This window comes from Bradyrhizobium sp. SZCCHNRI2009 (assembly GCF_032485115.1).
Classification (GTDB): Bacteria; Pseudomonadota; Alphaproteobacteria; order Rhizobiales; family Xanthobacteraceae; genus Bradyrhizobium.
In genome coordinates this window covers 604,884-628,227 of the sequence record NZ_JAUEUH010000003.1, presented here as the reverse complement: position 1 = coordinate 628,227, position 23,344 = coordinate 604,884, and the positions used below count along the sequence as shown (strand labels likewise).

Annotated in this window: 17 protein-coding genes; 10 read left to right on the top strand and 7 right to left on the bottom strand. The window is 66.9% G+C overall.

Annotation, left to right across the window (positions count from 1 at the left end):
- Positions 1-190 precede the first annotated feature (190 nt).
- Positions 191-718, bottom strand: coding sequence for a ParB N-terminal domain-containing protein (locus QX041_RS14695; protein ID WP_315752627.1), 528 nt, complete (start codon positions 716-718; stop codon positions 191-193).
- Positions 719-1,002: 284 nt separating this feature from the next.
- Between QX041_RS14695 and QX041_RS14690 the strand changes: the two genes are divergently transcribed.
- Both QX041_RS14690 and QX041_RS14685 read left to right on the top strand, forming a co-directional pair.
- On the top strand, positions 1,003-1,983 hold the full coding sequence (locus tag QX041_RS14690) for a catalase family peroxidase (RefSeq protein WP_315713933.1): 981 nt from the start codon (positions 1,003-1,005) through the stop codon (positions 1,981-1,983).
- Between the two features lie 1,108 nt (positions 1,984-3,091).
- Entirely contained in the window at positions 3,092-4,573 is a 1,482-nt protein-coding gene (locus tag QX041_RS14685; protein WP_316165758.1) for an outer membrane protein, read from the top strand.
- 85 nt (positions 4,574-4,658) lie between these two features.
- Here the strand turns inward: QX041_RS14685 and QX041_RS14680 are convergent, their stop codons facing one another.
- Entirely contained in the window at positions 4,659-6,848 is a 2,190-nt protein-coding gene (locus QX041_RS14680) for a methyl-accepting chemotaxis protein (RefSeq protein WP_316165757.1), read from the bottom strand.
- A 327-nt stretch (positions 6,849-7,175) separates the two neighbouring features.
- Between QX041_RS14680 and QX041_RS14675 the strand changes: the two genes are divergently transcribed.
- The 4 genes from QX041_RS14675 to QX041_RS14660 all read left to right on the top strand — a co-directional run bounded on the left by QX041_RS14675 (position 7,176) and on the right by QX041_RS14660 (position 12,096).
- The gene (locus QX041_RS14675) at positions 7,176-8,177 is read left to right on the top strand and encodes a helix-turn-helix domain-containing protein (RefSeq protein WP_315713937.1); all 1,002 of its coding nucleotides are present in this window, start codon (positions 7,176-7,178) and stop codon (positions 8,175-8,177) included.
- 147 nt (positions 8,178-8,324) lie between these two features.
- Positions 8,325-9,842 carry an aldehyde dehydrogenase gene (gene adh / locus QX041_RS14670; protein ID WP_315713938.1) on the top strand — a complete coding sequence of 506 codons (1,518 nt, stop codon included), beginning with the start codon at positions 8,325-8,327 and terminating at the stop codon, positions 9,840-9,842.
- Between the two features lie 444 nt (positions 9,843-10,286).
- Positions 10,287-10,808 carry a PAS domain-containing protein gene (locus tag QX041_RS14665; protein WP_315713939.1) on the top strand — a complete coding sequence of 174 codons (522 nt, stop codon included), beginning with the start codon at positions 10,287-10,289 and terminating at the stop codon, positions 10,806-10,808.
- Positions 10,786-12,096 (top strand): methyl-accepting chemotaxis protein, encoded by a 1,311-nt coding sequence (locus tag QX041_RS14660; protein WP_315713940.1) that lies wholly within the window; start codon positions 10,786-10,788, stop codon positions 12,094-12,096. Before QX041_RS14665 ends, QX041_RS14660 begins: the two co-directional genes overlap by 23 nt.
- Before the next feature lie 65 nt (positions 12,097-12,161).
- Here QX041_RS14660 and QX041_RS14655 read toward each other — a convergent pair whose 3' ends face one another.
- From QX041_RS14655 to xylB, 5 genes are all read right to left on the bottom strand, one after another.
- Complete coding sequence (locus QX041_RS14655; RefSeq protein WP_315713941.1) at positions 12,162-12,500, bottom strand: Rieske 2Fe-2S domain-containing protein; 339 nt, start codon at positions 12,498-12,500, stop codon at positions 12,162-12,164.
- 287 nt (positions 12,501-12,787) lie between these two features.
- A complete protein-coding gene (locus QX041_RS14650) occupies positions 12,788-13,735 on the bottom strand; it encodes an ABC transporter substrate-binding protein (protein WP_315713942.1) in 948 nt (315 codons plus the stop codon).
- Positions 13,736-13,835: 100 nt separating this feature from the next.
- The gene (locus QX041_RS14645) at positions 13,836-14,876 is read right to left on the bottom strand and encodes an ABC transporter permease subunit (RefSeq protein ID WP_315713943.1); all 1,041 of its coding nucleotides are present in this window, start codon (positions 14,874-14,876) and stop codon (positions 13,836-13,838) included.
- Entirely contained in the window at positions 14,869-16,392 is a 1,524-nt protein-coding gene (locus QX041_RS14640; protein ID WP_316165753.1) for a sugar ABC transporter ATP-binding protein, read from the bottom strand. Before QX041_RS14640 ends, QX041_RS14645 begins: the two co-directional genes overlap by 8 nt.
- A 148-nt stretch (positions 16,393-16,540) precedes the next feature.
- A complete protein-coding gene (gene xylB, locus QX041_RS14635) occupies positions 16,541-17,986 on the bottom strand; it encodes a xylulokinase (protein WP_316165751.1) in 1,446 nt (481 codons plus the stop codon).
- 128 nt (positions 17,987-18,114) lie between these two features.
- Here xylB and QX041_RS14630 point away from each other — a divergent pair, with 128 nt between their 5' ends.
- From QX041_RS14630 to QX041_RS14615, 4 genes are all read left to right on the top strand, one after another.
- The gene (locus QX041_RS14630) at positions 18,115-18,948 is read left to right on the top strand and encodes a glucose 1-dehydrogenase (protein WP_315713946.1); all 834 of its coding nucleotides are present in this window, start codon (positions 18,115-18,117) and stop codon (positions 18,946-18,948) included.
- A gap of 186 nt (positions 18,949-19,134) precedes the next feature.
- A complete protein-coding gene (locus QX041_RS14625; RefSeq protein ID WP_316165749.1) occupies positions 19,135-20,259 on the top strand; it encodes a GGDEF domain-containing protein in 1,125 nt (374 codons plus the stop codon).
- A gap of 113 nt (positions 20,260-20,372) precedes the next feature.
- Positions 20,373-21,707 (top strand): acyclic terpene utilization AtuA family protein, encoded by a 1,335-nt coding sequence (locus QX041_RS14620; protein ID WP_316165748.1) that lies wholly within the window; start codon positions 20,373-20,375, stop codon positions 21,705-21,707.
- An 86-nt stretch (positions 21,708-21,793) separates the two neighbouring features.
- Positions 21,794-23,344, top strand: a complete 1,551-nt coding sequence (locus QX041_RS14615) for a GMC family oxidoreductase (protein ID WP_316165747.1) — start codon at positions 21,794-21,796, stop codon at positions 23,342-23,344.

The following is a 23,344-nucleotide window of genomic DNA, read 5'->3' as shown; positions in this document are numbered from 1 at the left end:
CAACATGCGGGACGGACTCGCGGCGCCTACGGGCAGAACCAGGCCGGTCCGATCTGCATGCAGCCTGCCGTGATCCCGCTGCGCAAGGCGCATCGGAGAGGCCGCCGGGCGGATCACGCTGCGCTGACCCGCCAGACGGACTGCCGCTCAATCAGACCGTGGCCGGGGAGGAACTCGCGCGTTGAAACCGTCAGTATCGCCCGCCGCTGCGCTCTTGTTGCTTGATCCAATCCGACAAGGTCCGGGGCGACGATCCTTGTCCGGGGCGCGATGGTTTCGCGGTGGCAGGCCTGTTGCTCCGGTTCGTCGTCTCCGTCGGCGCGCGCGGGCGCGTCGCGGCATGGGCGCCAGAGACGCCCCTCGGCGCCGTTGTGAGCTTCTCCGCTTCCTCCTTCTCCAGCCGCAGCTTGCGCAGCCGCTCCATCTTCTCGCGCTCCGGATCGACGGGCGGCGGTGGCAGCTCGCGCTGGCGGGCTTCCTCGGCGGAGATCAGCAGACCCATGATGGCGCTTTCGCCGAGGGCCTTGCAGGCTTCGAGGCGGTGCAGACCTTCGACCAGGACAAAATGGTCCTTGTCGCGGCGGACGAGGATCGGCTCGCGCTGGCCGACCTCCAAAATGCTTTCGGCCAGCGCGTCGATCGCGTCCTGCTTCAGCGCCTTGCGCTTCTTGTCGGGGATGTGGATCTTGTCGATGGGGAAGCTTTCCGGTGCGGACACAGTCGAAACTCCGTCGTGGGCGCGCCGTCCGGCGTCGGGGTCGGAGGGGGCACGATCCCCGGATCCGCACCGCAGGGCGGAGGGAGGCAGACCGGGCACGTGTGGCTACAATAGAGACATTCGCCATCTCGCCGCAAGGAGCGGTGATGGGGCGTGATGGCTCCTGTCAGACCGCAAGGTGGATCATGCCGCTGTGATGGGCGCCCAATCGGCCGCGCTCGAAAATCGCTCACGCGTCAATTCATGCTGCTATGCTGCATCGCTCATACAGGAGGACGCCGCTCATGACGATACGCACACTCGTTGCCGCGCTGGCCGGGATTGCTCTCGCGTTGCCCGCCGCTGCCCTCGCGCAGGAACCGCCGGTCGAGGAGCAACTCGTCAATGCGATGAACAAGGTGTTCGGCGTGCACGCCGGCTTTCGCGCCAATCACGCCAAGGGCGTCGTGGTCGAGGGCAAGTTCAAGCCGTCGACCGAGGCGGCAACCTTGAGCAAGGCGTCGCTGTTCAGCGGCGGCGAGATTCCGGTGACGGTGCGGTTCTCGGACTCCACCGGCGTGCCGAACCTGCCGGACGGCTCCGGCGACGCCAATCCGCACGGCATGGCGGTGAAGTTTCATCTCGCCGATGGCAGCGACATGGACCTCGTGATCAATTCGCTGAAATTCTTCCCCGTCTCGACCGGTGCGGAGTTGCGCGATCTGTTCCTGGCGATCGCGGACTCTGGACCGAACGCGGTCAAGCCGACCAGGCTCGAGCAGTTCATCGCCAGCCATCCCTCGGTGCCGGCGGCGCTCGGCACCATCGCGACGCCGGACAGTCTTGCCGACGAGGCCTATTTCGGCGTCAACGCCTTCGTCCTCGTCAACAAGGCCGGCGAGAAGCAGGCGGTGCGCTGGCAGATGCTGCCGGAGAAGGTCGTGCATATCGACCAGGAGGACGCGGCGAAACGCGCGCCGGACTTCCTGATGGCCGAGCTGCCGGCGCGGCTGAAGCAGGGGCCGGTGACGTTCCGCTTCAAGGCGCAGCTCGCCGCGGCCGGCGACGACACCAAGGATCCGGCAAAGCCGTGGCCTGACGATCGCAAGCTGGTCGAGCTCGGCGTGCTGACGATCGACAAGGCGGTCGAAGACAGTGACGCCGCGCAGAAGAAGCTGCTGTTCCTGCCGGGCCAGCTCACCGACGGCATCGAGGCCTCCGACGATCCGATGATCGACATCCGCAACGGCGCCTATGCCATCTCGTTCTCCCGGCGCAATCCGTGATGATGGTGGCATGACACGCCATGTGCCGTGCGCACCGCGCGGTGCGGCGGATCACGCTGCGCTGATCCGCCCGACGGGCCTCAGTCTGTCGTCATGGCCGAGGCGAGCCCCGCCATGATGCTGCGCGCCGCAGGCGGCGCTTGTGCTGATGACCGGACGATTTAGCGGCGAGCTCAAATCCGTATTTCCGGACGCGATCGGCCGTGACCTAGCTTCGTTCCATCCTCATCGCAATCCAGAACGAGCGGAAATGGGTGCATCTCTTCGGAGTGCAGGATCGGATCGACACCCTCTGCGGGGCCTTCGAGCCCGGCGAGTGAGCACGATACAACTGGCCGCAATTATGGATGCTTCGCGGCATGCGCCCCCGATGAGTTGCCGCAACGTTGACGAAGCCACGCCTCATTCGGTGCGATTACGGCGGCGTCCGCCGCTTTCTCTCCCGATCGATGACGTCGCACAGGCTGCGCGATAACGGCGAAACCAAGAGCAGGGGTTGTCGACACGCATGGACAGCCGAGCGTCGGCGCGTCGAAGACGATGGCGGCCGTGCAGCCGATATGCCGCCCTGCTCGATGTGATGCAATCGAGACGTGTAGTAGATGTGAAGGACGACGATCGCGAGGTGCGCGCGATCAGGAAGCATGCCGTCGAGCGCGGGGCCGCGCGCAGCGCATCCAGTGAGTTCGGTGCGCACGTTCGTCTACGAATGAACTCGTGAGCCGCGACGGCATCGCGCATCGCGCCGTTTGTCGCAATCGTGTCGCGCGCTGCTTCTTTTTGCCAGAATCCTGCATCTTGCGTGCAACAGTCAAAGCCGAATCTCGATCGCGTCGGGGGGCCGATCTGCATTCCTTCCGAATGACATTTTTCAATTCAGTTCGCGACACAATCTCACCCTCCTGATGCGGCCGCCGTTTGTTGCGGCACGTGTTCAGGAGTTGTGAGTTCGATGCGTCGCGTATTTGGCGTATGCCTTTGCCTATCTACTTTCGCAGGAAGTACGACATCGGTCTGGGCGACTGATCTCGCCCTGCCTCCCCCGCTCCCGCCGCCCGACGTCTTCGCCTACAGGTGGAGTGGCTGCCATGCCGGCGCGAATGCCGGGATGGCCTGGTCACGCCAGCAGCAGACGTGGAGTCAGGTCGCCAATGCCGCTGCCGCGCCCGTTCAGCCCGTGCAGCAACCGGTCGGTAACGCGAACAACCCGCCTGTGGTCAAGCCGCCTTTGGTTGCAAACCCTGCGCCGAACCCGCCGCCGCCGAACAACCCCGGCGGGAATAACGGCGGGTGGAAGCCGCCGCATAAGCCGCCGCAAAAGCCCCCGATCTGTGAGCGCGGCGACAAGGGCTGGTGGCAGCCCGGCAAGCCGTATGGCGACAAGGATCACGACTGGCCAAAGGTTGGATCGAAAGGCGGCGACAACAAGTCGTCCTGGCCGTCGGCGCCATCCAAGAACAAGGACAACAACTACAACGACGTCAAATATGGTGGCGGCTGGTTCGACAAGCATCACGACGACGACCATGACAAGTCGAGCGGCTGGTCGCAGCTGCATTCAAACGGCTACTCCGACAGATCGGCTTGGCTGCACCGTGATCGGCAGGACGATCACGACAAGCCGGCTTCCGGATGGGGTGGGAAGAAGGACGACGGATACGACAAGCCACTCGGTTTCGGCTGGTCGAAGCAGCCGCTGAAGAGCGAGCGTGACAGCTACGCCTGGCTGAAGCCGGATCAACGCGACGACGACAAGCATGGCGGCTATGGCTGGGGCGGCAAGCTGCGCGACAATGATGACGGCAAGGGCGGCTATGGCGACAAGCAGCCCGACAAGGATCATTGGCAGCAGCAGGGCGGCAACTACCATCATGGCGGATGGCCGTATCATCCGGACAAGCCCTGGCCGCCGAAGAATCCGCCGCCGAACAATGGCGGCGGCCAGCCGAACCCGCCGCCGCAGGGCAACAATGGCAACCCGCCGCCGCAGAACCAGCCGCCGGTGGCAGGCGGCGGCAACGTGGCGCCGCTGCCCGTCGCTGCCGTGCAGATTCCGACAGCCATCTCGAGCAATGGCAGCGACGTCATCGGCGGCCTGCAGCTGGGCTGCGATTATCAGATGGACCGCTTCGTGGTCGGCATCCAGGCCATGGCCGATATCGGCATCATCAACGCGTCGAGCCCGCTCGGGCCGGCGCTGACGATGAACACGCGGACGAGCAACCTCTACACCGCCACGGTGCGTGCCGGCTATCTCGTGACACCTGAGATCCTGGCCTACGTGCGCGGTGGTGCGGCGTGGACACGGACCAACGTTTCGGTGGTCAACGCCGCCACCGGGCAGTCGGCAAGCGTGGCGTTCAACCGCAGCGGATGGACGGTCGGCGCCGGCGTCGAGTGGATGTTCGCCCGCAACTGGTCGGCCTTCGCCGAATATGATTACGCCGATTTCGGCACCGTGACCGGCACGCTGCCGGGCGCCGCCGCGATCACCGGAGGGCCGAACGTCGTCAGCCAGAAGACCCAGCTCCACACGGCGATGGTCGGCGTCAACTACCGCTTCGAGATGCTGTCGCGCGGCGGCCGCTGAGATCAGCAGCAGACGCATTGCATCCCACACGACAAAGGCCGCCTGGCTCATCCAGGCGGCCTTTTCGGTTTTGGTCGGCCGGCGCTCAGCTCGCGCGGACCGAGCTCAGGAACTTGCCGACCTCGTCCCTCAGGCGGCCACTGTCACGCGACAGCAGCTTCGCGGCCGACAGCACCTCGGAGGACGCGGTCCCGGTGCTGCTTGCGCCGCGCTGCACATCGGTGATGTTCGAGGAGACCTGCTGCGTGCCCTGGGCCGCCTGCTGGACGTTGCGTGAGATCTCCTGCGTCGCCGCGCCCTGTTGCTCGACTGCGGCGGCGATGGTGGCCGAGATCTCCGACAGGCGTTCGATGGTCTCGCTGATCTCGCGGATCGCGCCGACGGACTCCTGGGTGGCGGTCTGGATGCCCGCGATCTGCTGGCCGATGTCGCCGGTCGCCTTCGCGGTCTGCTCGGCAAGCGCCTTGACCTCGGTGGCGACCACGGCAAAGCCGCGTCCGGCGTCGCCCGCCCGTGCCGCCTCGATGGTGGCGTTGAGGGCGAGCAGGTTGGTCTGGCCGGCGATGCTGTTGATGAGCTCGACGACGTCGCCGATCCGCGCGGCCGCCTTCGACAGCTCGCCGACCCGCCCCGTGGTGGAGCGTGCCTGCGTGACGGCCTCGTTGGCCATGCGCGCGGACTGCTGCACCTGGCGGCTGATCTCGGTCACCGAGGAGGCCATCTCCTCGGTCGCGGACGCCACCGACTGCACGTTGGTGGACGCCTGCTCCGATGCCACGGCGACCGTCGTAGCCAGCGTCTGCGCCCGCTCCGCGGTGGCGCTCAACGAGCCGGCCGACGTCTCCAGCGTGCTCGAGGCAGCCGACACGGTTTCGACGATGCTGCCGACGGACGCCTCGAACTGATCCGCCATCTGGCTCATCTCGTGGCGACGCTGGGCGTCGGCGGCGGCCTGGTCCTCGGCGCGCTGCGCGATGCTCTGCTTCAGGTCGCCCTGCATGGCTTTCAGGGAGGTGGCGAGGGCTCCGACCTCGTCGGCCTGCTCGATGGTGAGGGTCTGGTTGAAGTCGCCTTTGGCGATGCCATTGGCAAACGCGGCGCAATCCTGGATCGGACGGGCAATGCCCCGTGCCGCCACCCAGATGAGGAAGATCGCAAGCGCCGTGATCACCGTTCCGACCCCGAGCTGCCACAGCGTGTTGTTGGTCGAGCGGCCGCTGAGCGAGGCGTCGAGCTGCCGTGCGGAGGCGAGAACGACGTCGCGCGGGACGGAGATCACGACCGACCAGGGCGTGTCGGTGAGACCGAATGTGATCGGGGCGTAGATGTCGACGTTGGGATTGTTGGGCTCGTCGAGAACGGTGCCCTTGCCGGTTCGAACGATGGCGGCGCTGTCGGCCCAGCGCGAGTCGGCCTCGGCGGCGGATTTGCCGATGACGTTCTGGTCGGCGCTGTCGGCGACGACGAGGCCGGTGTCGTTGAGGATCACGACCTTGCCCTTGCCGTCGAACAGCGAGGTGTTGATCTTGACCGCCAGCTTCTGCACGAAGTCGAGATTGTAGTCGGCGCCGGCGAGACCGCGGAATTTGCCGTCAATCATGACGGGAACGGACATCGTGGCCAGGAACACCGGCTTGCCCTGGACGATGTAGGGCAGCGGTCCGAGGATGTTCTCCTTCCCCGTGGTGCTCGGGTTGATGTACCAGGCGCCCTTCACGAGGCCATTCTGATGGCGCTCGCTGCTGTCGTATTCGACCAGCGGCTGCACGGCGATTGCGCCGCCGGCGCTTCGCGTCCAATAGGGGAGGAAGCGGCCGGTGTGGTCGGAGCCCATTTCCTTGTTGGCCTTGAAGGCCGCATCGTTGCCGTCCAGCCCGTCGGGCTCCCAGGCCGAATAGGTGCCGTTGAAGGCGGGATTGAGCTCCAGCACGTGCCGCAGCACGGCGTTGAGCTGCGCGCGGCGGGCGCTCGTGGCGGTCCCGTTCTTGGCGTCAGCCAACACCGCAAAGGACTGCGCCAGCGTGCGCGCGGCGTCGAACCCGACCTCCAGCTCGGCCTTGATGACGTTGGCCTCGGTGGAGGCCCGGTTCATCAGGCTCTCCTTGGTCTGGCGATCGACGAGCTGCATCACCTCGTGGTTGACGTACTGGTTCATGCTCTGCGTCGAGAACAGACCATAGCCGATCAGGATGACGCAGGTGAGCGCCAGGCAGAAGCCGGCGATCAAGGCGATCTTGGTCTGGATGGAGCGTATTGCCGCAAAGGATAGGCGCATGTTTCCCTCTCATGGTTGCCTCGCGACACCGGCAATGACGTTCGTCGGTGCGAAGCGCATACGGGAACCATCCGGACTGAGGATTAATGCGCTTCAAGGCACCGGCTCCATTTCAGGGCACACGGACCAGTTCGGGCGAGGGAGTGTCGCAGTGTTGCGACACCCCCGTAGTCGTCCGGGGAAAGTGAGGCATCGGTCGCGGCCCCGGCGGCGAGCGAAGGATTGCAGCCTGGTCGGCGTTCCTTGACGCCGGTCAAACCGCGGTGCTGTAGTTGCGCTAGTCTAGCAATAAGCCGCGCCAACGCGGGCAGAGCCGGGAGGAGGGACATGGGGCGTTCGCCCGGGAATGCCCATTCGGATCGCGTCCTGGAGGCCTTGGCCAAGGGGGATGCGAAGGCTGACGCAGACAGCAGAGCCGACAGAGGCGCGCCGGCGGTCTCGGCGCTCGCGGCATCATGGCGCCGCTCCGGCCATCTCCATGCGCTCGATCCCGCCACGCCGAAGCTGCCGGCTCGCCTGACTGCCGCCGAAATCGCGGACGCGCGCGCGCGGCTCGGGCGGCTGCTCGCGATCGCGCAGGCGAGCCTCGACCGGCTGTTCCTGGCGGTTGGGGGCGTCGGCTGCTCGGTGCTGCTCGCCGATGCCGACGGCACCGTGCTCGAGCGCCGCGGCGCCCGCGGGGACGACGCCACCTTCGAATCCTGGGGCCTGTGGACCGGCGCGGTGTGGAGCGAGCGGCACGAGGGCACCAACGCCATCGGCACCTGCCTGGTCGAGAAGCGGCCGCTGACCATCGACCGCGATCAGCACTACCTGTCGCGCAACGCGCGCCTGTTCTGCACCACCGCGCCGATCTTCGACGAGCACGGTCAGCTCAAGGCCGCGCTCGACGTCTCCTCCTGTCGTGCCGATCTCACCGAAGGCTTCAGCCGGCTGATCGCGACCACCGTCGCGGATGCCGCGCGCCTGATCGAGGCGGAGAATTTCCGCCAGGCCTTTCCGCACGCCCGCATCGTGCTCACGCCGGACAGCGAGCGCGAGATCAACTCGCTGCTGGCGGTCGATCGCAACGACCTCGTCATCGGTGCCACACGGGCGGCGCGCCGTGCGCTCAACCTTTCTTCGTCCGCGCTGGCGCGCCCGGTGCCAGCCGGCGACCTGATCAAGGACGCAACCACCGAGGGCGACGACATCGACGCCGCCGAGCGTGCCGTTCTGAAGCGCGCGCTGGCGCGCGCCGGCGGCAACGTCTCGAAGGCGGCAAAGGAGCTCGACATGTCGCGCGCCACCCTGCACCGGAAGATGAAGCGGCTCGGGCTCGAGCGGTGAACGCGCCGCGGCTGTCGAATCGCAGCCAAGATGTCGCAGAACTGCGACACTTCCTCGGACGCGCTCGCTCCGGCCTCTGGTCTGTTGCGTCGGTTTGATCGAGCCTGTCTCCAACGCCGTGTGCATCGGCGTGAATGGGAGAGACAGATGACCAAGGTTGACGTCAATGCGGCGTTCAAGCCGCCGTTCGCTGCGCGTTACGACAATTTCATCGGCGGCGCCTGGAAGGCCCCCAACGCCGGCAAATATTTCGACAACATCTCGCCGATCACCGGCCAGCCGGTGTGCCAGATCGCGCGCTCCGATGCCTCCGACATCGAGGCCGCGCTCGACGCCGCGCATGCCGCCAAGGACGGCTGGGCCCGCGCCAGCGTCACCGAGCGCGCGATGGTCCTCAACCGGATCGCCGACCGCATGGAGGCCAATCTCGACAAGCTCGCGCTCGCCGAGACCTGGGACAATGGCAAGCCGATCCGCGAGACGACCGCCGCCGACATCCCGCTCGCCATCGATCACTTCCGCTATTTCGCCGGCGTGATCCGCGCGCAGGAAGGCTCGATCGCCGAGATCGACCACGATACCATCGCCTATCACTTCCACGAGCCGCTCGGCGTCGTCGGCCAGATCATTCCGTGGAATTTCCCGATCCTGATGGCGGCCTGGAAGCTCGCGCCCGCGCTCGCCGCCGGCAACTGCGTCGTGCTCAAGCCGGCCGAGCAGACCCCGGCCTCGATCCTCGTGCTGATGGAGATCGTCGGCGATCTGCTGCCGCCCGGCGTGCTCAACGTCGTCAACGGCTTCGGCTTAGAGGCGGGCAAGCCGCTGGCCTCCTCCAACCGCATCGCCAAGATCGCCTTCACCGGCGAGACCTCGACGGGGCGGCTGATCATGCAATATGCGTCCCAGAACCTGATCCCGGTCACGCTCGAACTCGGCGGCAAGTCGCCCAACATCTTCTTCAAGGACGTCTGCGCCGAGGACGACGACTTCCTCGACAAGGCGATCGAGGGCTTCGTGATGTTCGCGCTCAACCAGGGCGAGGTCTGCACCTGCCCGAGCCGTGCGCTGATCCACGAGTCGATCTACGAGCGCTTCATGGAGCGCGCGCTGAAGCGCGTCGGCGCGATCGTGCAGGGCAGCCCGCTCGATCCCGCCACCATGATCGGCGCGCAGGCCTCCTCGGAGCAGCTCACCAAGATCCTGTCCTACATCGACATCGGCAAGAACGAGGGTGCGCAGCTCCTGATCGGTGGCGAGCGCAACATGCTCGGCGGCGATCTCGCCGGCGGCTATTACGTCAAGCCGACGGTGTTCAAGGGACACAACAAGATGCGCGTGTTCCAGGAGGAGATCTTCGGGCCGGTCGTCTCGGTCACGACCTTCAAGACCGAGGACGAGGCGCTGGCGATCGCCAACGACACGCTCTACGGCCTGGGGGCCGGCGTGTGGAGCCGCGACGCCAACACATGCTACCGCTTCGGCCGCAACATCCAGGCGGGGCGCGTCTGGACCAACTGCTATCACGCCTATCCGGCGCATGCGGCGTTCGGCGGTTACAAGCAGTCCGGCGTCGGACGCGAGACCCACAAGGTGATGCTCGACCACTACCAGCAGACCAAGAACATGCTGGTCAGCTACAGCCCGAAGAAGCTCGGCTTCTTCTGAGGCAGGGGGCGCCGGGCCGGTCGGGCATGAGCGCCCCGACCGGCCCGTGCGCGTCTCACGAGGTTGCGTGGCGTCACGTACGCACCTCCTGGTCCTTGTGCCACACCTTCCGACAAGGCGACGGCCGATGCGATCCTCCGGCCAGCGGTCCAGACCCAACGCCGACCATCGAGCCGGCGCGTCCCGTCCCTGCCGCGGGCGGTCTCTGTAGTTTGGCGGACCTCCCGGTTAACGCGATGTTTGACAGTTAACGTCAGATTGAGGCCGGTGAGGCGGACAGCCTTTTTCCTGAGCCGACGAAAGCCGGTCGATGGGGGTCTCGGCGACACCCGGCCGCATGCCGGACGACGCCGGTTCCGCCAGCGCGTCGACCGGACCGTCCGTGAAGGCCGGGACATCCCGTCTGTCCGCCCCGCATCGTGATGACCGCAAGGAGGACCAGCCATGGCCCACGTTGTGAAGCCGACGGGAATCGAGCACATGCTCGGCGAAGAAGACCTGATCGTCTCGAAGACCGACCGCAAGGGACGCATCACCTACGCCAACGACGTCTTCGTTCGCATGGCCAGGTATAGCTATGACGAGCTCCTGGGAGCGCCTCACAGCCTGATCCGCCATCCCGAGATGCCGCGCTGCGTCTTCAAGCTGCTGTGGGACACGCTGGAGGCCAAGCGCGAGATCTTCGCCTATGTCGTCAACCTGGCCAAGGACGGCAGCCATTATTGGGTGCTCGCCCATGTGACGCCGACGCTGGACGACCAGGGCAATATCATCGGCTACCATTCCAACCGCCGCAGACCCGATCGTGCGCCGATCGAGCGGCTCAAGTCCATCTACAAGGCGCTGTGCGACGAAGAGGCGCGCCACGCCAATGCCAAGGACGGCCTGCGCGCAAGCTTTGACATGATGGTCGCGGTGATCAAACAACAAGGCGTTGAATATGATGAGTTCGTGCTCTCTCTCTAAGGCGCAGATCGCGATCGCGGCCGCTGCGCTGCTGGCGCTTGGCGCGCTGGCCTGGCTCGTCGTCGCCGGCGCGACCCCGCCCGCGGCAGGCGGAGCGCTGCTCATCGCGGTCGCGCTGCTGCTCGGCCTTGCCCTGTGGCAGCTGCGCTTGGCGGCCGCCGTGGTCGCGGAGGCGGCCATGGTGTGTCACAGCGCGGCCAAAGGCAACCTTGAGCCGCGGGTGCTGAGCCGGCGCCAGCACGGCGACATCGGTTTGTTGCAGAAATCGATCAACGACATGCTCGACATCACCGACGCCTTCGTGCGCGAAGCGTCGGCCTCGATGGACTATGCCAGCCGCGGCAAGCATTTCCGCAAGATCATGGCGCGAGGCCTGCCTGGCGCATTCCGCCGGTCCGCGGCGATCATCAACCAGGGCACCGACAGCCTCGGCCGCCGGGTGGTCGACATTGCGGGTCTGGCCCGGCAGTTCGGCACCCAACTCGATCAGATCGTCGTCAGCCTCGTCGGTGCGGCGGAGGATCTCGAGTCCGATGCCGGCCACGTCGCGACGGCCGCGACGGAAACCAGCCGCCAGACCGAGGATGTGATCGCCGCCTCGGGGCGCGCGTCGTCCAATGTTCAGACGGCGGCGGGCGCGGCCGATCAGCTCGCGTCCTCGATCGCCGAAATTGGCCGGCAGGTTTCACGCTCCACCGAAAGCGCCGGGCGTGCGGTCAGCGAGGCCAATCGTGCCGGCGGGGAGATCCGCGAACTGGCCGATGCCGCGGTCCGGATCGGCGACGTGGTCAAGCTGATCAGCGAGATCGCGGAACAGACCAATCTCCTGGCGCTCAACGCGTCGATCGAAGCGGCGCGGGCCGGCGACGCCGGGCGCGGTTTTTCCGTCGTTGCGGCCGAGGTCAAGAGTCTTGCCGATCAGACCGCCAAGGCGACCGAAGAGATCAGCGCCAAGGTCAACGAGATGCAGCACTCGACCTCCACGTCGGTCGCGTCGGTCGAGGCGATCGCGCGAACGATCGCCGAGATCGACGAGATCGCTTCCGCCATCTCGGCCGCGGTCGACCAGCAGGCGGCGGCGACGCGAGACATCGCGCACAACGTTCAGGAAGCCTCGTCCGGCACGGCACGGGTCGCGTCCAATGTCGGCGCGATCAGCAGCGCTGCCGCCGACACCGGCCGGATCGCGGCGCGGGTCAACAATGCCTCCGAGCGGGTCCATGGTGAGGTCGAGACGCTGCGTCGCGAGGTCGACCAGTTCATGAAGCGGCTGATGGCAACGGGATAGCTGCGGCGGTGTGCGGGCAGGTGTCTGCCGCGCGACCGTCGAGCGCCCGGCCGGCCTGGGCCCGATCAGCTCGCGGCGCGTGCCGGCTTCACCGGCCCGACATCCACCTGGATCTCATCGCCCTCGACCTGCAGCGGGTAGGCGTGCAACGCATTGCGGACGAGGTGGGTGACGCACTTGCCGTGGGTGGCGTCGAAGCCCCATTGATGATGCGGGCAGGTGATCGTCCGGCCGTCGAAGGTCGCTTCCGCCAGCGGCACGTCGGCATGCGGGCAGCGGCCGCGATAGGCCTTCAGCTCGCCGCCACGGGGCCAGAGCAGCAGCACGCTCTTCTTGCCGACCTGGTACAGGCCCATGCCGCCTTCGGTCATGGCGCTTGTCGGACAGACTGCGGTGAAAGCCATCGGATCGCCTGCTGATTGATGCGGTCAGGCAGGCCCACGCAAGTTCCGGACCAGCGGAAAGCGGGACAAACAGGGGAGTCTTGTCGCAAACGCGACAAGGCGCAGCGCAGGTTGAATTCCCCCGTCGAGAACGTTGTTTGCCACATCTGCCATCGACGTGCGAGTCTACGGCGATCGGTCGTTGAAGGCACGCCGACGAGACAGAATGTGGTTCCAAGCACAACGCCGCCCCAGAGAGGGCGGCGCTTCTCGATGCTTTCAATCAGATGCGGGTCGACGATCGAGCTCTATTCCTTCCGCTCCGAGGTCCAACCCTTGTACTCGCCGACATTGTCGCGCGTGATCAGCTTGGAGGGCAGCAGCTCGACCGTCGAGGCCGGTTTCTGGCCATTGAGCAGGCCGACGCCGATCTGCACGGCGCGGCGGGCCATGAAGAACGGATCCTGCGAGGCCGAGGCTTGGATCTGCTGCGAGGCCGGATCCTTCAGCGCCGCCTCGATGTCGGGGGCGCCGTCGACCGCAGTGATGATGATGCCGGTGCGCTGCTGCTGACGCGCAGCGAGATCGGTGCCGATCGCCTGCGGATCGTTGATGGCGAAGATGGCGTCGATCTTCGGGAAGCGGGTGAGATAGCCCTGCGTCACCGTGAGGCCGCCCTCACGCGAGCCCTTGCCGTCCTGGTCGCTGGAGAGAACCTTGATGCCGGGGGCCTTGGCGAACACGCTCTTGCAGCCGTTGACGCGGTCGATCACCGCCGACACCTGCGGCCCGTTCTCGATGATCACGTCACCCTTGCCGCCGAGTTTGTCGACGATGTACTGGCACGAGATCTCGCCGGCCTGCACGTTGTTGGTCGTCACGGTGGCATCGGCGCCCTCGGCCGCGGTGTCGACCGCAACGACGAGGATGCCGGCCGCCTGCGCCTTCTTGATCGCCGGGCCGATCGCCTTGGGATCTCCCGGGTTGAGCAGGATCATGTCGACGCCGGCGGCGATGAAATTGTCGATCTGGGTGACCTGCTTGCCGAGATCATATTCGAAGCCGACCGCGGTGATCTTGACGTTGGGATTGGTCTTCTTGGCCTCGAACTCGGCGCCCTTCGACAACGCGACGAAGAACGGGTTGCCGAGTGAACCCAGCGACACGCCGATCGATTTCAGCTCCTTGGCCGATGACGGCGCGGAGCTCATCACGAGCGCCAGCGCGGCACCGGCTGATAACATCGACTTGACCATGTGTTTCCTCCCTGGTCCTTCCTGTTCGTCTACGCACGGCGGACCAGTGGCCGTGGAAGAATGCGTTGTGGCGGGCCCCGGTGGCGCCCGCCATGTTGTCTCAGGTGCGGGCCGAGCCCTGCAGCCGGTAGCGGTCGAGCGCGACGGCGCCGATGATCACGAGGCCCTTGATGACGTATTGCCAGATGTCGGACACGCCGACCAAGATGAGCCCGTTCGACAACACCGCGATGATGAGCGCGCCGACCAGCGTGCCCCAGATCGAGCCGATGCCGCCGACGAACGACGTGCCGCCGAGAATGACGGCGGTGATCGCGTCGAGCTCGTAGGACTGGCCGAGCTGCAGACCGTTCGCCGCATAGAGCCGCGCCGCCTGCATGCCGCCGCCGAGGCCGGCGAGCAGGCCGGACATGCCGTAGACGAAGATCAGCACCGCCCAGACCTTGATGCCGGCGAGCCGCGCGGCGCTCTCATTGCCGCCGACGGCATAGATGTGCACGCCGAGCACGGTCCGGCGCAGGATCAGCCAGGAGCCCAGGATCACCAGCAGCGCGATCACCGACAGCCAGGGGATCGAGACGACGCCGGGAATGATCGTCAGCGAGGCGTTGCCGATGAAGGCGTAGGGAATCGATGGGTTGAACACGGTGGTGTCGCCACCCATCAGGCGGGCGAGACCGCGCACCGCCGTGAGCGACCCGAGTGTCACGATGAACGGCGGCAGCCGCAATAGCGCGATCAGCGCGCCATTGACGACGCCGAAGGCAAGGCCCGTCAGCACCGCGGCCGGCAGCCACAGTGCGCCGAGATCGGGCATCTTCGACAGTGTCAGGCCGGCCATGGCAGCCGCGGCGAGGATCGAGCCGACCGACAAATCGATGCCGCCGGTCAGGATGACGAAGGTCATGCCGGCGGCGAGCACGGTATTCACGGCGGCCTGCTGCAGCACGATGCCGAGATTCTGTCCGGAGAAGAAGCGTCCGTCGGACAGCATGTGGAAGCCGACGCAGAGGATCAGCAGCACCGGCAGCATGCCGGCGGCGCGGATCATCAGCCGTAGCCGCTGCTGCTTGTTGTCCGATGCGGACGGCAGGCCGGATGAAGGCGCGGTCTTGGCTTGCGACGAACTGTTGTCAGGCATCGACGTGCTCCGTCCCGGTGGCCAGCGCCATGATGTCTTCCTGGGTGATGGGGGATGTCGCGCTCTGCTGCAGCTCGCCGGCCAGATGCCCTTCGCGCATCACCAGCACGCGGTCGCAGATGCCGAGAATTTCCGGCAGGTCGGACGAGATCACCAGGATCGCGGTGCCGGACTTGGCGAGATTGTCGATGATCGAATAGATCTCGGACTTGGCGCCGACATCGACGCCGCGGGTCGGCTCGTCCAGGATCAGGACCTTCGGCGCGGTCGCAAGCAGGCGGGACAGCAGCACCTTCTGCTGATTGCCGCCCGACAGGCCGCCGACGGTGACGCCCGGATTGGGAGCGCGGATGCCGAGCGCGCTGAACGCCTCGTCGGCGCGTGCGCGCGCCTTGTCGCGGTCGAGAATGCCGCCGGGCTTCGCGTCCCGTCCGATCACGGCGAGGTTGATGTTGTCGGCGCAGGACATGTCGAGGAACAGCCCGAGCGCCTTCCTGTCCTCGGTCAGATAGGCGATGCCGGCATCGAGCGCATCGCGCGGCGTGTCGATGCTGACTTTCTCGCCGTCGAGCTCGATGTGTCCGGTCGTCTTCGGCGCGGCTCCGATGATGAGATGCGCGAGCTCGGTGCGTCCGGCGCCGATCAGCCCGGCGAGGCCGACCACCTCGCCGGCATGAACGGTCAGCGAGCAATTCTTGACGCGATGGCCGTCGCCGAGGTCGACAGCGCTGAGCACCGCGCGATCACGCTTGGCGTGCGGGTCGTGGTCCTTCTTGTAGAACGACGACACGTCGCGGCCGACCATCATGCGGACGATGCTGTCGGCGCGGATCTCCGGCTTGTCGAGCGAGCCGACCAGCCGGCCGTCGCGCAGCACGGTGACGCGGTCGCCGAGCGCATAGACCTCGTCCATGCGATGCGAGATGTAGATGATGGCGAGCCCTTCGGCGCGGAGCTGGCGGATCAGCGCGAACAGCTTCTCGCTCTCGCCGGCCGACAGCGAGGTGGTCGGCTCGTCCATGATCAGGATCTTGGATCGTGCATGCAGCGCGCGGGCAATCTCCACCAGCTGGCGCTGGCCCATCGACAACTCGGCCACCAAGGTGGAGGCCGTGAAATCGGCGCCGAGCCGGTCCAGGATCGGTCCGACGCCCTCGCGCATCGCGCTGCGCGCGAGCAGGCCGCTCTGCGACAGCTCGCGGCCGAGATAGATGTTTTCGGCGACCGTCAGGTTCGGCGCCAGCGACAACTCCTGGTAGATGATCGAAATGCCGGCGTTGCGGCCGCCCATCGGCCCTTCGATGCGCACCGGCCGGCCCTCGATGCGGATCTCACCGCCGGGATCCGGGCGATAGGCGCCGGAGAGAATCTTCATCAGCGTGGATTTGCCGGCACCGTTCTCGCCCATCAGCGCATGGACTTCGCCGGCGTAGACGGTGAGGTCGACCTTGTGCAGGGCCTTGATGGTGAAGAATGACTTCGACACCCCGCGCATCTCGAGGATCGGACCGCTCATCGTGCCTCCCAATGCACGTCGTCTCGTCGTCCGCGGCTCGTTGATCGCTGGCGCGGGAAGCCATTAAACTAGAGGCTGTTGCCGAATACAATATGAAAGAGACGCCGCCGCAACACGTCGCCGCGACGAATGCCTTTCAGAGATCCGGTTAGCTCGGCCGACGATAGAGCTGTCGCCAGCGCGGCCGCCGCTCGGCATAGGCTGCCGACAGCGCGACGTCCGGAGCGAAGGTCCGCACGCGCGCCGGCGGCGTGCAGACCGCGCCGATGTCCTCACCGGTGACGGCAAGACGTGCCAGCCGCGCCGCGCCGAAGGCGGCGCCGGTCTCGCCCTCGGCGAGCCGATGAACGGGAATGCCGAGCACATTCGCCAGGATCGCCAGCCAAAGGTCCGAGCGCGATCCGCCGCCGATCGCATCCGCCTCGGCAATGACGAGCCCGGTTTCCGTCAGCGCGTCGCGGCAGTCGGCCAGTGCGAAGGCAACGCCCTCGAGCACCGCCTGGACGATGGCGTTGCGGTCGGTGGCGTGGCTCAGGCCGTCGAGCAGGCCGCGGACATGGGGATCGTCATGCGGCGTGCGCTCGCCCGCGAGATAGGGCAGGAAGCTGACCGGCGACGGCGCGGCGGGGCCCGTGCCCAGCGGGGCGAGCAGCTCGGTCTCGCTCGCGCCGAGCAGCCGCGCGACCCAGGCGAGGCATGAGGCCGCCGACAGCATCGCGCCAGCCTGCAGCCACATCGCCGGGATGGCATGACAGAAGGTGTGAACGACGCGCTCGGGATTGGCCGTGACGGCGTCGACCGGCGAGATCACGGCGCCGGACGTGCCGAGCGTGATGAACGTGGCGCCCGGCCGGACAGCACCGATGCCGATGGCGCCGGCCGGGTTGTCGCCGGCGCCGCCCGCGAAGGCCGGACGCTTCGTCATGCCCCAGCGTTCCGCGAGGTTACTGCGCAACCGGCCTGCCGGCGCGCAGCCTTCGACGAGGCGCGGCATCTGCGCACGGGTGAGGCCGGTAGCGGCGAGGCCCTCGTCGCACCAGTCGCGCCTGGTGACATCGAGCCAGAGCGAGCCGGACGCATCGGACATGTCCTCGATCGCATCGCCCGTCAGCACCAGCCGGACATAGGCCTTCGGCAGCAGAACCAGCCGCGTGGCCGCGAAGATCTCGGGCTCGTGCGCCGCGATCCACATCAGCTTCGGCGCGGCGAAGCCGGGCATCGCCTTGTTGCCGGTGATCGTGCGCAAGGCGGGCCAGCGCTGCTCCAGCGCAACGCATTCGCGCTCCGACCGGCCGTCGTTCCAGAGAATGCAGGGCCGCAACGGATTCATCGCGGCATCGAGCAGCACCGGGCCATGCATCTGACCCGACAGGCCGATGGCGTCCACCGCCGCCAACGCGCCGGGATGATCGGCCTTCAGCGCATCGAGCGTGGCGAACACCGCGCCGATCCATGCGGCGGGGTCCTGCTCGGCCCGGCCCGGTCGTGGCACGTCCATCGTCAAGGCGTGGCTGCGGCTCGCAACGACGCGCTGCGTGTCATCGACGATGATCGTCTTGACCGAGGATGTTCCAAGATCGATGCCGAGATACATGACGTCTCACGCCTGCGTGCGCAACGACGGATACGGAGTGGAGCGATACCAGACTCCTGATAGCCTTGTCATCCGAACGCGAGTCATCGCAGGGCGCTGAGGCGAGATCATTTTCACGGAGTCGAGACATGGAGCCATCTGACCAACCAGCCGAACGGGCGTCGCGTCTCGTCGGACACTACGCGCTGGTGACGGGCGCAACGCAAGGCATCGGCCGCGCGATCGCGGTGCGGTTTGCCGAGGAGGGTGCGCATGTCGCGATCAATTTCGGCGGCCCGTCGCCGTCCGGCGACGAAACCCTGGCGCTGGTGCAGGCCGCCTCAGCCGCGCATGGTCACGGCTCGCGCGATCACGTTGCCGTGAAGGCCGACATCGGCGTCGAGGCCGAGATCGCCGAGATGTTCGAGACGGTGCTGAAGCGCTGGCCCCGGCTCGACTGCCTGGTCAACAATGCCGGCTTTCAGCGGGAATCGCCCAGCGAGGCGCTCGACGTCGACACGTATCGCAAGATCCTCGAGGTCAACCTCAACGGTGCCGTGCTCTGCGCGCGTCACGCGCTGGCGCATTTCGTCACGCGCGGCGGCGGCAACATCATCAACACCTCAAGCGTGCACCAGATCATTCCGAAGCCCGGCTATCTCGCTTATTCGATCAGTAAGAGCGCGATGGCGGGCCTCACGCGGACCCTGGCGCTCGAATTCGCCGGGCGCGGCATCCGCGTCAATTCGGTCGGGCCGGGCGCCGTCGACACGCCGATCAACGCGGCCTGGACCGGGGACCCGGCCAAGCGCGCGGCGGTCGAGTCCCACATTCCGATGGGGCGGGTGGCGAGCCCGGAAGAGATCGCCGGCGTGTTCGCCTTTCTCGCCTCGTCCGAAGCGAGCTACATCACCGGACAGACGATCTATGCATGCGGCGGCATCACGCTGTTCGGCGAATTCCGAGACAATTGGGCGAGCTGATCCCGGCCCTGCATCGCTCATGCGCGCGTGCGCGTACCATCATTCGCATTGTATCCACTTGCATTGTCATCGTCGCGGTGAGGATCTCTTAAGCATCCGCGGCGCATGGCAGCCCTTCGCGGGTGCAGCGAGATTTCGTTAAGGCGTGGGTACGAGAGTGCGCGCGCTTGGCGAACTGGAATTGCGATGCATCGATTGGACCCGGACATTCGTCGCGATCTCGCGCATCTGCTGTACAGCTCGATGCCGCTGGTCGGGACGATCTCGGCCGCCGCCGTCGTGATCGGCAGCGTGATGGCCTGGGTAGCGCGCGATCCGGGCTACGCCGCGATCACGGTGGTGCTGCTGGTGATCGGTGCCCTTCGTGTTCTCAAGCTACGGATGTTCGCCGCGCGCTTCGATCGGCTCGATCACGATGCGATCATTCGCTGGGAACGCCTCTACGGCCTCGGCGCCGCCGCCTTCGGTCTGGCCGTCGGTGCGTTGTCGGCACGCGCGTTTCAGATCGGCGACGGGCCCGGCATCTGGATGTGCTTCGGCCTGTCGATGGCCTTCTGCGTCGGCATCGTGTCGCGGGTCAGCCCATGGATCGTCATGACCTCCTCGGCGGTGCTGCTGATTCCGACCGTGGTGGCTTGTCTGATGCAGCCCGAACCGGTGTACCGGATGGGCGCCGGCATGGTGGTGCTGTTCTGGATCACGCTGCGCGGCACGGCGTATCGACTCACGGCCGCCTTCACCGAGCGGATCACGGCGCAGCAGGCCTTGGCGCGGCAGGCGCTGCGCGATTTCCTCACCGGCCTGCCGAACCGCGCCGCGTTCATCGCCGCGCTCGGCCGGTGCGATCGCCCCGTCGCCATCATCGCGGTCGATCTCGATGGCTTCAAGCTCGTCAACGACCGGTTCGGCCATCAGGCCGGTGACGAGCTGCTGTGCCAGGTCGGCGCACGTCTGCAGGATTGCCTCGGCGAAACGGGCCTGGCGGCGCGGTTCGGCGGCGACGAATTCATGCTGCTGCTGCCCGCGGTGGAACGTGACGCCGCTCTCGCGTTCGCGCAAGCGGCGGTGACGGCGCTGTCGCAACCCTTCACGCTGCCTGGAACGCGCGTTCAGATCGGCGCAAGCGCCGGCATCCTGGTCACCGAGGATCGGCAGGCGGACACCGAGGCGCTGCTCGACCAGGCCGATCGCGCGCTCTATGCGGCCAAGCGTGCCGGCGGCCAGCGTTGGTGCTGGGCCGACGACCACATGGCCGTCGCCGTCGCATGCACGGCGAGCAGCGAGGCGCCGACGCTGGCGCTCGCGGATTAGCAGCACGATCGCAGCCTGACCGCTCCACGCGGACGCTGGCAAGCTCGGACCGCGGCCGCTAATGTGGCCGGCAGAAGCCGACGAACGGCGCACGATGTCAGGAGGAGCGGCCGATGCGGAGCATCAGGATCGGCGCCGGAGCAGGCTATTCCGGTGACCGGATCGAGCCTGCGGTGGAGCTCGCGGCGAAGGGCGGCCTGGACTATCTCGTGTTCGAGTGCCTGGCGGAGCGCACGATCGCGCTGGCGCAGCAGGCGCGCATGAAGGATCCGGCCGCCGGCTATGATCCGCTGCTGGCGGCGCGCATGCAGGCCGTGCTGCCGATCTGCCGCGCCAACAACGTCCGTATCGTCACCAACATGGGTGCGGCCAACCCGGTCGCCGCGGCCGAAGCCACCCGCACCATCGCGCGCCGGCTTGGATTGACGGGGCTGAAGATCGCGGCCGTGACCGGCGACGATGTTCTGGAGCCGTTGAAGACAGCGGATGTCGTGCTCGACACCGGCGACACGATCCGGGCCCTCGGCAATCGGGTCGTCTCGGCCAACGCCTATGTCGGGGCGGGCGCGATCGCGGAGGCGCTCGCGGCCGGCGCGGATGTCCTGATCACCGGGCGCGCCGCCGACCCGGCGCTGTTTCTCGGACCTCTGATCCACGAGTTCGGCTGGGCCCTGGATGATTGGGACCGGCTCGGGCAGGGCACCGTCGTCGGTCATCTGCTCGAATGCGCCGGACAGATCACCGGCGGCTATTTCGCCGATCCCGGAGCGAAGGATGTTCCCGATCTCGCCCGGCTCGGCTTTCCGATCGGCGAGGTGCGCGAGGATGGCGAACTGATCGTGACCAAGGTCGCGGGCTCCGGCGGCTGCGTCACGCCGGCGACCGTGAAGGAGCAACTGCTCTATGAGATCCACGATCCCGAGCAATATTTCCAACCCGACGTCGTGGCGGATTTCTCGCAGGTGACCGTCGAGGAGCTTGGTCCGGACCGGGTCAGGGTGGTCGGCGGTCGCGGCCGGCCGAAGACGGGACTGCTGAAGACCTCGGTCGGCTATCTCGATTCCTATATCGGCGAGGGTCAGATCTCCTATGCCGGCCCTGGCGCGGTCACGCGCGGCCGCCTTGCGCTCGATGTCGTCAGGGAGCGCCTCGCGCTCACCGGCGTGGCGGTGAACGAGCTGCGCTGCGACCTGATCGGGTTGAATGCGCTGCATGGCGACGATCGCGCACAGGGCGCCGAGCCCTACGAGGTGCGCGTTCGTGTCGCCGGGAGGACCGAGACGATGGCGGAGGCGATCCGCATCGGCAACGAGGTCGAGACGCTCTACACCAATGGCCCGGCAGGTGGCGGCGGCGCCTGGAAATCGGCGCGCGAGGTGATCGCCGTCGCCTCCTGTCTCGTTGCCGAGGATGCGCCGCAGCTCTGCGTCGGCATGCTGACGGCCTGAGTTTTCAAGGGCTTCACGGATCGCTCTCGGCAGCGCAAGCTGGCCGTCATGGTTGCGGTGCCTGAGAACAAGCGAGAATTCAGTCCATGTATGACGTCATTGTGGTCGGCGGCGGCTCCGCGGGAGCGGTCGTCGCTGCGCGCCTGTCCGAAGACCCCCGGACGCGGGTCCTGCTGCTCGAAGCCGGCGCGGACTGGCGCGCGGACGACGCGCCGTGGGAGATCGTGACGCCGAACCCGATTCCGATCATCCACGATCGCGCCTTCCAGGAGAAATGGCAGTGGCCGCAGTTGATGTCCCGCCGCGTCGCCGGGCAGGACATGCGTTTCTACTGGCGCGGAAAGGGGCTGGGCGGCAGCTCGATGATGAACGGCCAGATCGCGATCCGCGGCGTGGCCGATGCGTTCGACGAATGGGCGGCCAATGGCTGTACGGGATGGTCAGCCAAGGAGGTCATGCCGCTGTTCTCGGTGATCGAGGACGATCTCGCATTCGGTGATCGCGAGGGGCACGGTCGCGGCGGCCCGCTTCCAGTCACTCGCGCACCGCCTGACACATGGGGCCCGATCGATCGTGGCTTGCGCGATGCCGCGCTGGCGAGCGGCTATCGCTGGTGCGACGATCTCAACGGGCCCGATGGCGAGGGTGTCGCCTGCTATCCGATCAACAGCCGCGCCGGCCGCCGTATTTCCACCAATGAGGGCTATCTCGAGCCGGCCCGCGGCCGTCCGAACCTCGAGATCCGCGGACGGGCGCTGGTCGATCGGCTGCTGATCAGCGACGGCAGGGCGACCGGCGTGCGCGTCCACGTCGAAGGTGAAGGCGTGAAAAACGTCGCGGCGCGCGAGGTCGTGCTGTGTGCCGGCGCGATCCACAGCCCCGCGATCCTGCTGCGCTCGGGTATCGGCCCTGCGACCGATCTGCTGGAGATGGGAATTGCGGTCGTGCGTGATCTTCCGGTCGGCCGGCACTTCTTCGATCATCCGCTGTTCCGCACCACGATCCAGCTCCGCGAGGCGCTGCGTCCGACCGACCGCGACACGCGCCATACCAATTGCTGCGTCACCTACTCGTCGGGCCTCGCCGGCGGCGGCAAGCGCGACATGATCCTGATCGCGTTCAACCATCGGGGCATCGGCGTGCCCGGCGCGATCGGCGCCGGACTGTTCAACGCCTTCTCGCGCGGTACGCTCAGGCTCGCCTCGACCGATCCGAGCGTGGATCCGATCGTCGAAGAGAACATGCTGGCCGATCCGCGCGACGTGGCGCGAATGCGGGACGCGGTGAAGCGGCTGGCCGTGATCACGGTGCAGCCCGCGCTGCGCGACATCGCCGACTGGATTCGCCTCGGCGATACGGAGTTCACGCTGCCGCAGGCGGCTGCGCTGCCCGAGGCCGAGCTCGATGCGCTGCTGCGGCAGGTCACCGGCGACATCCAGCATGCGGCGGGGAGCTGCCGCATGAGCGGATTCGACGATGGCGACGGCGTGGTCGATCCGGACGGCCGCGTGAAGGGCATTGCCGGCCTGCGCGTCGCCGATGCCTCGATCATGCCGTCCGATTGCCGCGCCAACACGCATTTCACCACCGTCGTGATCGGCGAGGCGATCGCGCGGATGATGCGAGAGCGCCTGTAG

Coding starts and splice junctions, on each gene's coding strand:
- QX041_RS14690 (WP_315713933.1), top strand. CDS start 1,003: ATGACGATACGCACACTCGTTGCCGCGCTGGCCGGGATTGCTCTCGCG.
- QX041_RS14685 (WP_316165758.1), top strand. CDS start 3,092: ATGGCCTGGTCACGCCAGCAGCAGACGTGGAGTCAGGTCGCCAATGCC.
- QX041_RS14680 (WP_316165757.1), bottom strand. CDS start 6,848: ATGCGCCTATCCTTTGCGGCAATACGCTCCATCCAGACCAAGATCGCC.
- QX041_RS14675 (WP_315713937.1), top strand. CDS start 7,176: ATGGGGCGTTCGCCCGGGAATGCCCATTCGGATCGCGTCCTGGAGGCC.
- adh (WP_315713938.1), top strand. CDS start 8,325: ATGACCAAGGTTGACGTCAATGCGGCGTTCAAGCCGCCGTTCGCTGCG.
- QX041_RS14665 (WP_315713939.1), top strand. CDS start 10,287: ATGGCCCACGTTGTGAAGCCGACGGGAATCGAGCACATGCTCGGCGAA.
- QX041_RS14660 (WP_315713940.1), top strand. CDS start 10,786: ATGAGTTCGTGCTCTCTCTCTAAGGCGCAGATCGCGATCGCGGCCGCT.
- QX041_RS14655 (WP_315713941.1), bottom strand. CDS start 12,500: ATGGCTTTCACCGCAGTCTGTCCGACAAGCGCCATGACCGAAGGCGGC.
- QX041_RS14650 (WP_315713942.1), bottom strand. CDS start 13,735: ATGGTCAAGTCGATGTTATCAGCCGGTGCCGCGCTGGCGCTCGTGATG.
- QX041_RS14645 (WP_315713943.1), bottom strand. CDS start 14,876: ATGCCTGACAACAGTTCGTCGCAAGCCAAGACCGCGCCTTCATCCGGC.
- QX041_RS14640 (WP_316165753.1), bottom strand. CDS start 16,392: ATGAGCGGTCCGATCCTCGAGATGCGCGGGGTGTCGAAGTCATTCTTC.
- xylB (WP_316165751.1), bottom strand. CDS start 17,986: ATGTATCTCGGCATCGATCTTGGAACATCCTCGGTCAAGACGATCATC.
- QX041_RS14630 (WP_315713946.1), top strand. CDS start 18,115: ATGGAGCCATCTGACCAACCAGCCGAACGGGCGTCGCGTCTCGTCGGA.
- QX041_RS14625 (WP_316165749.1), top strand. CDS start 19,135: ATGCATCGATTGGACCCGGACATTCGTCGCGATCTCGCGCATCTGCTG.
- QX041_RS14620 (WP_316165748.1), top strand. CDS start 20,373: ATGCGGAGCATCAGGATCGGCGCCGGAGCAGGCTATTCCGGTGACCGG.
- QX041_RS14615 (WP_316165747.1), top strand. CDS start 21,794: ATGTATGACGTCATTGTGGTCGGCGGCGGCTCCGCGGGAGCGGTCGTC.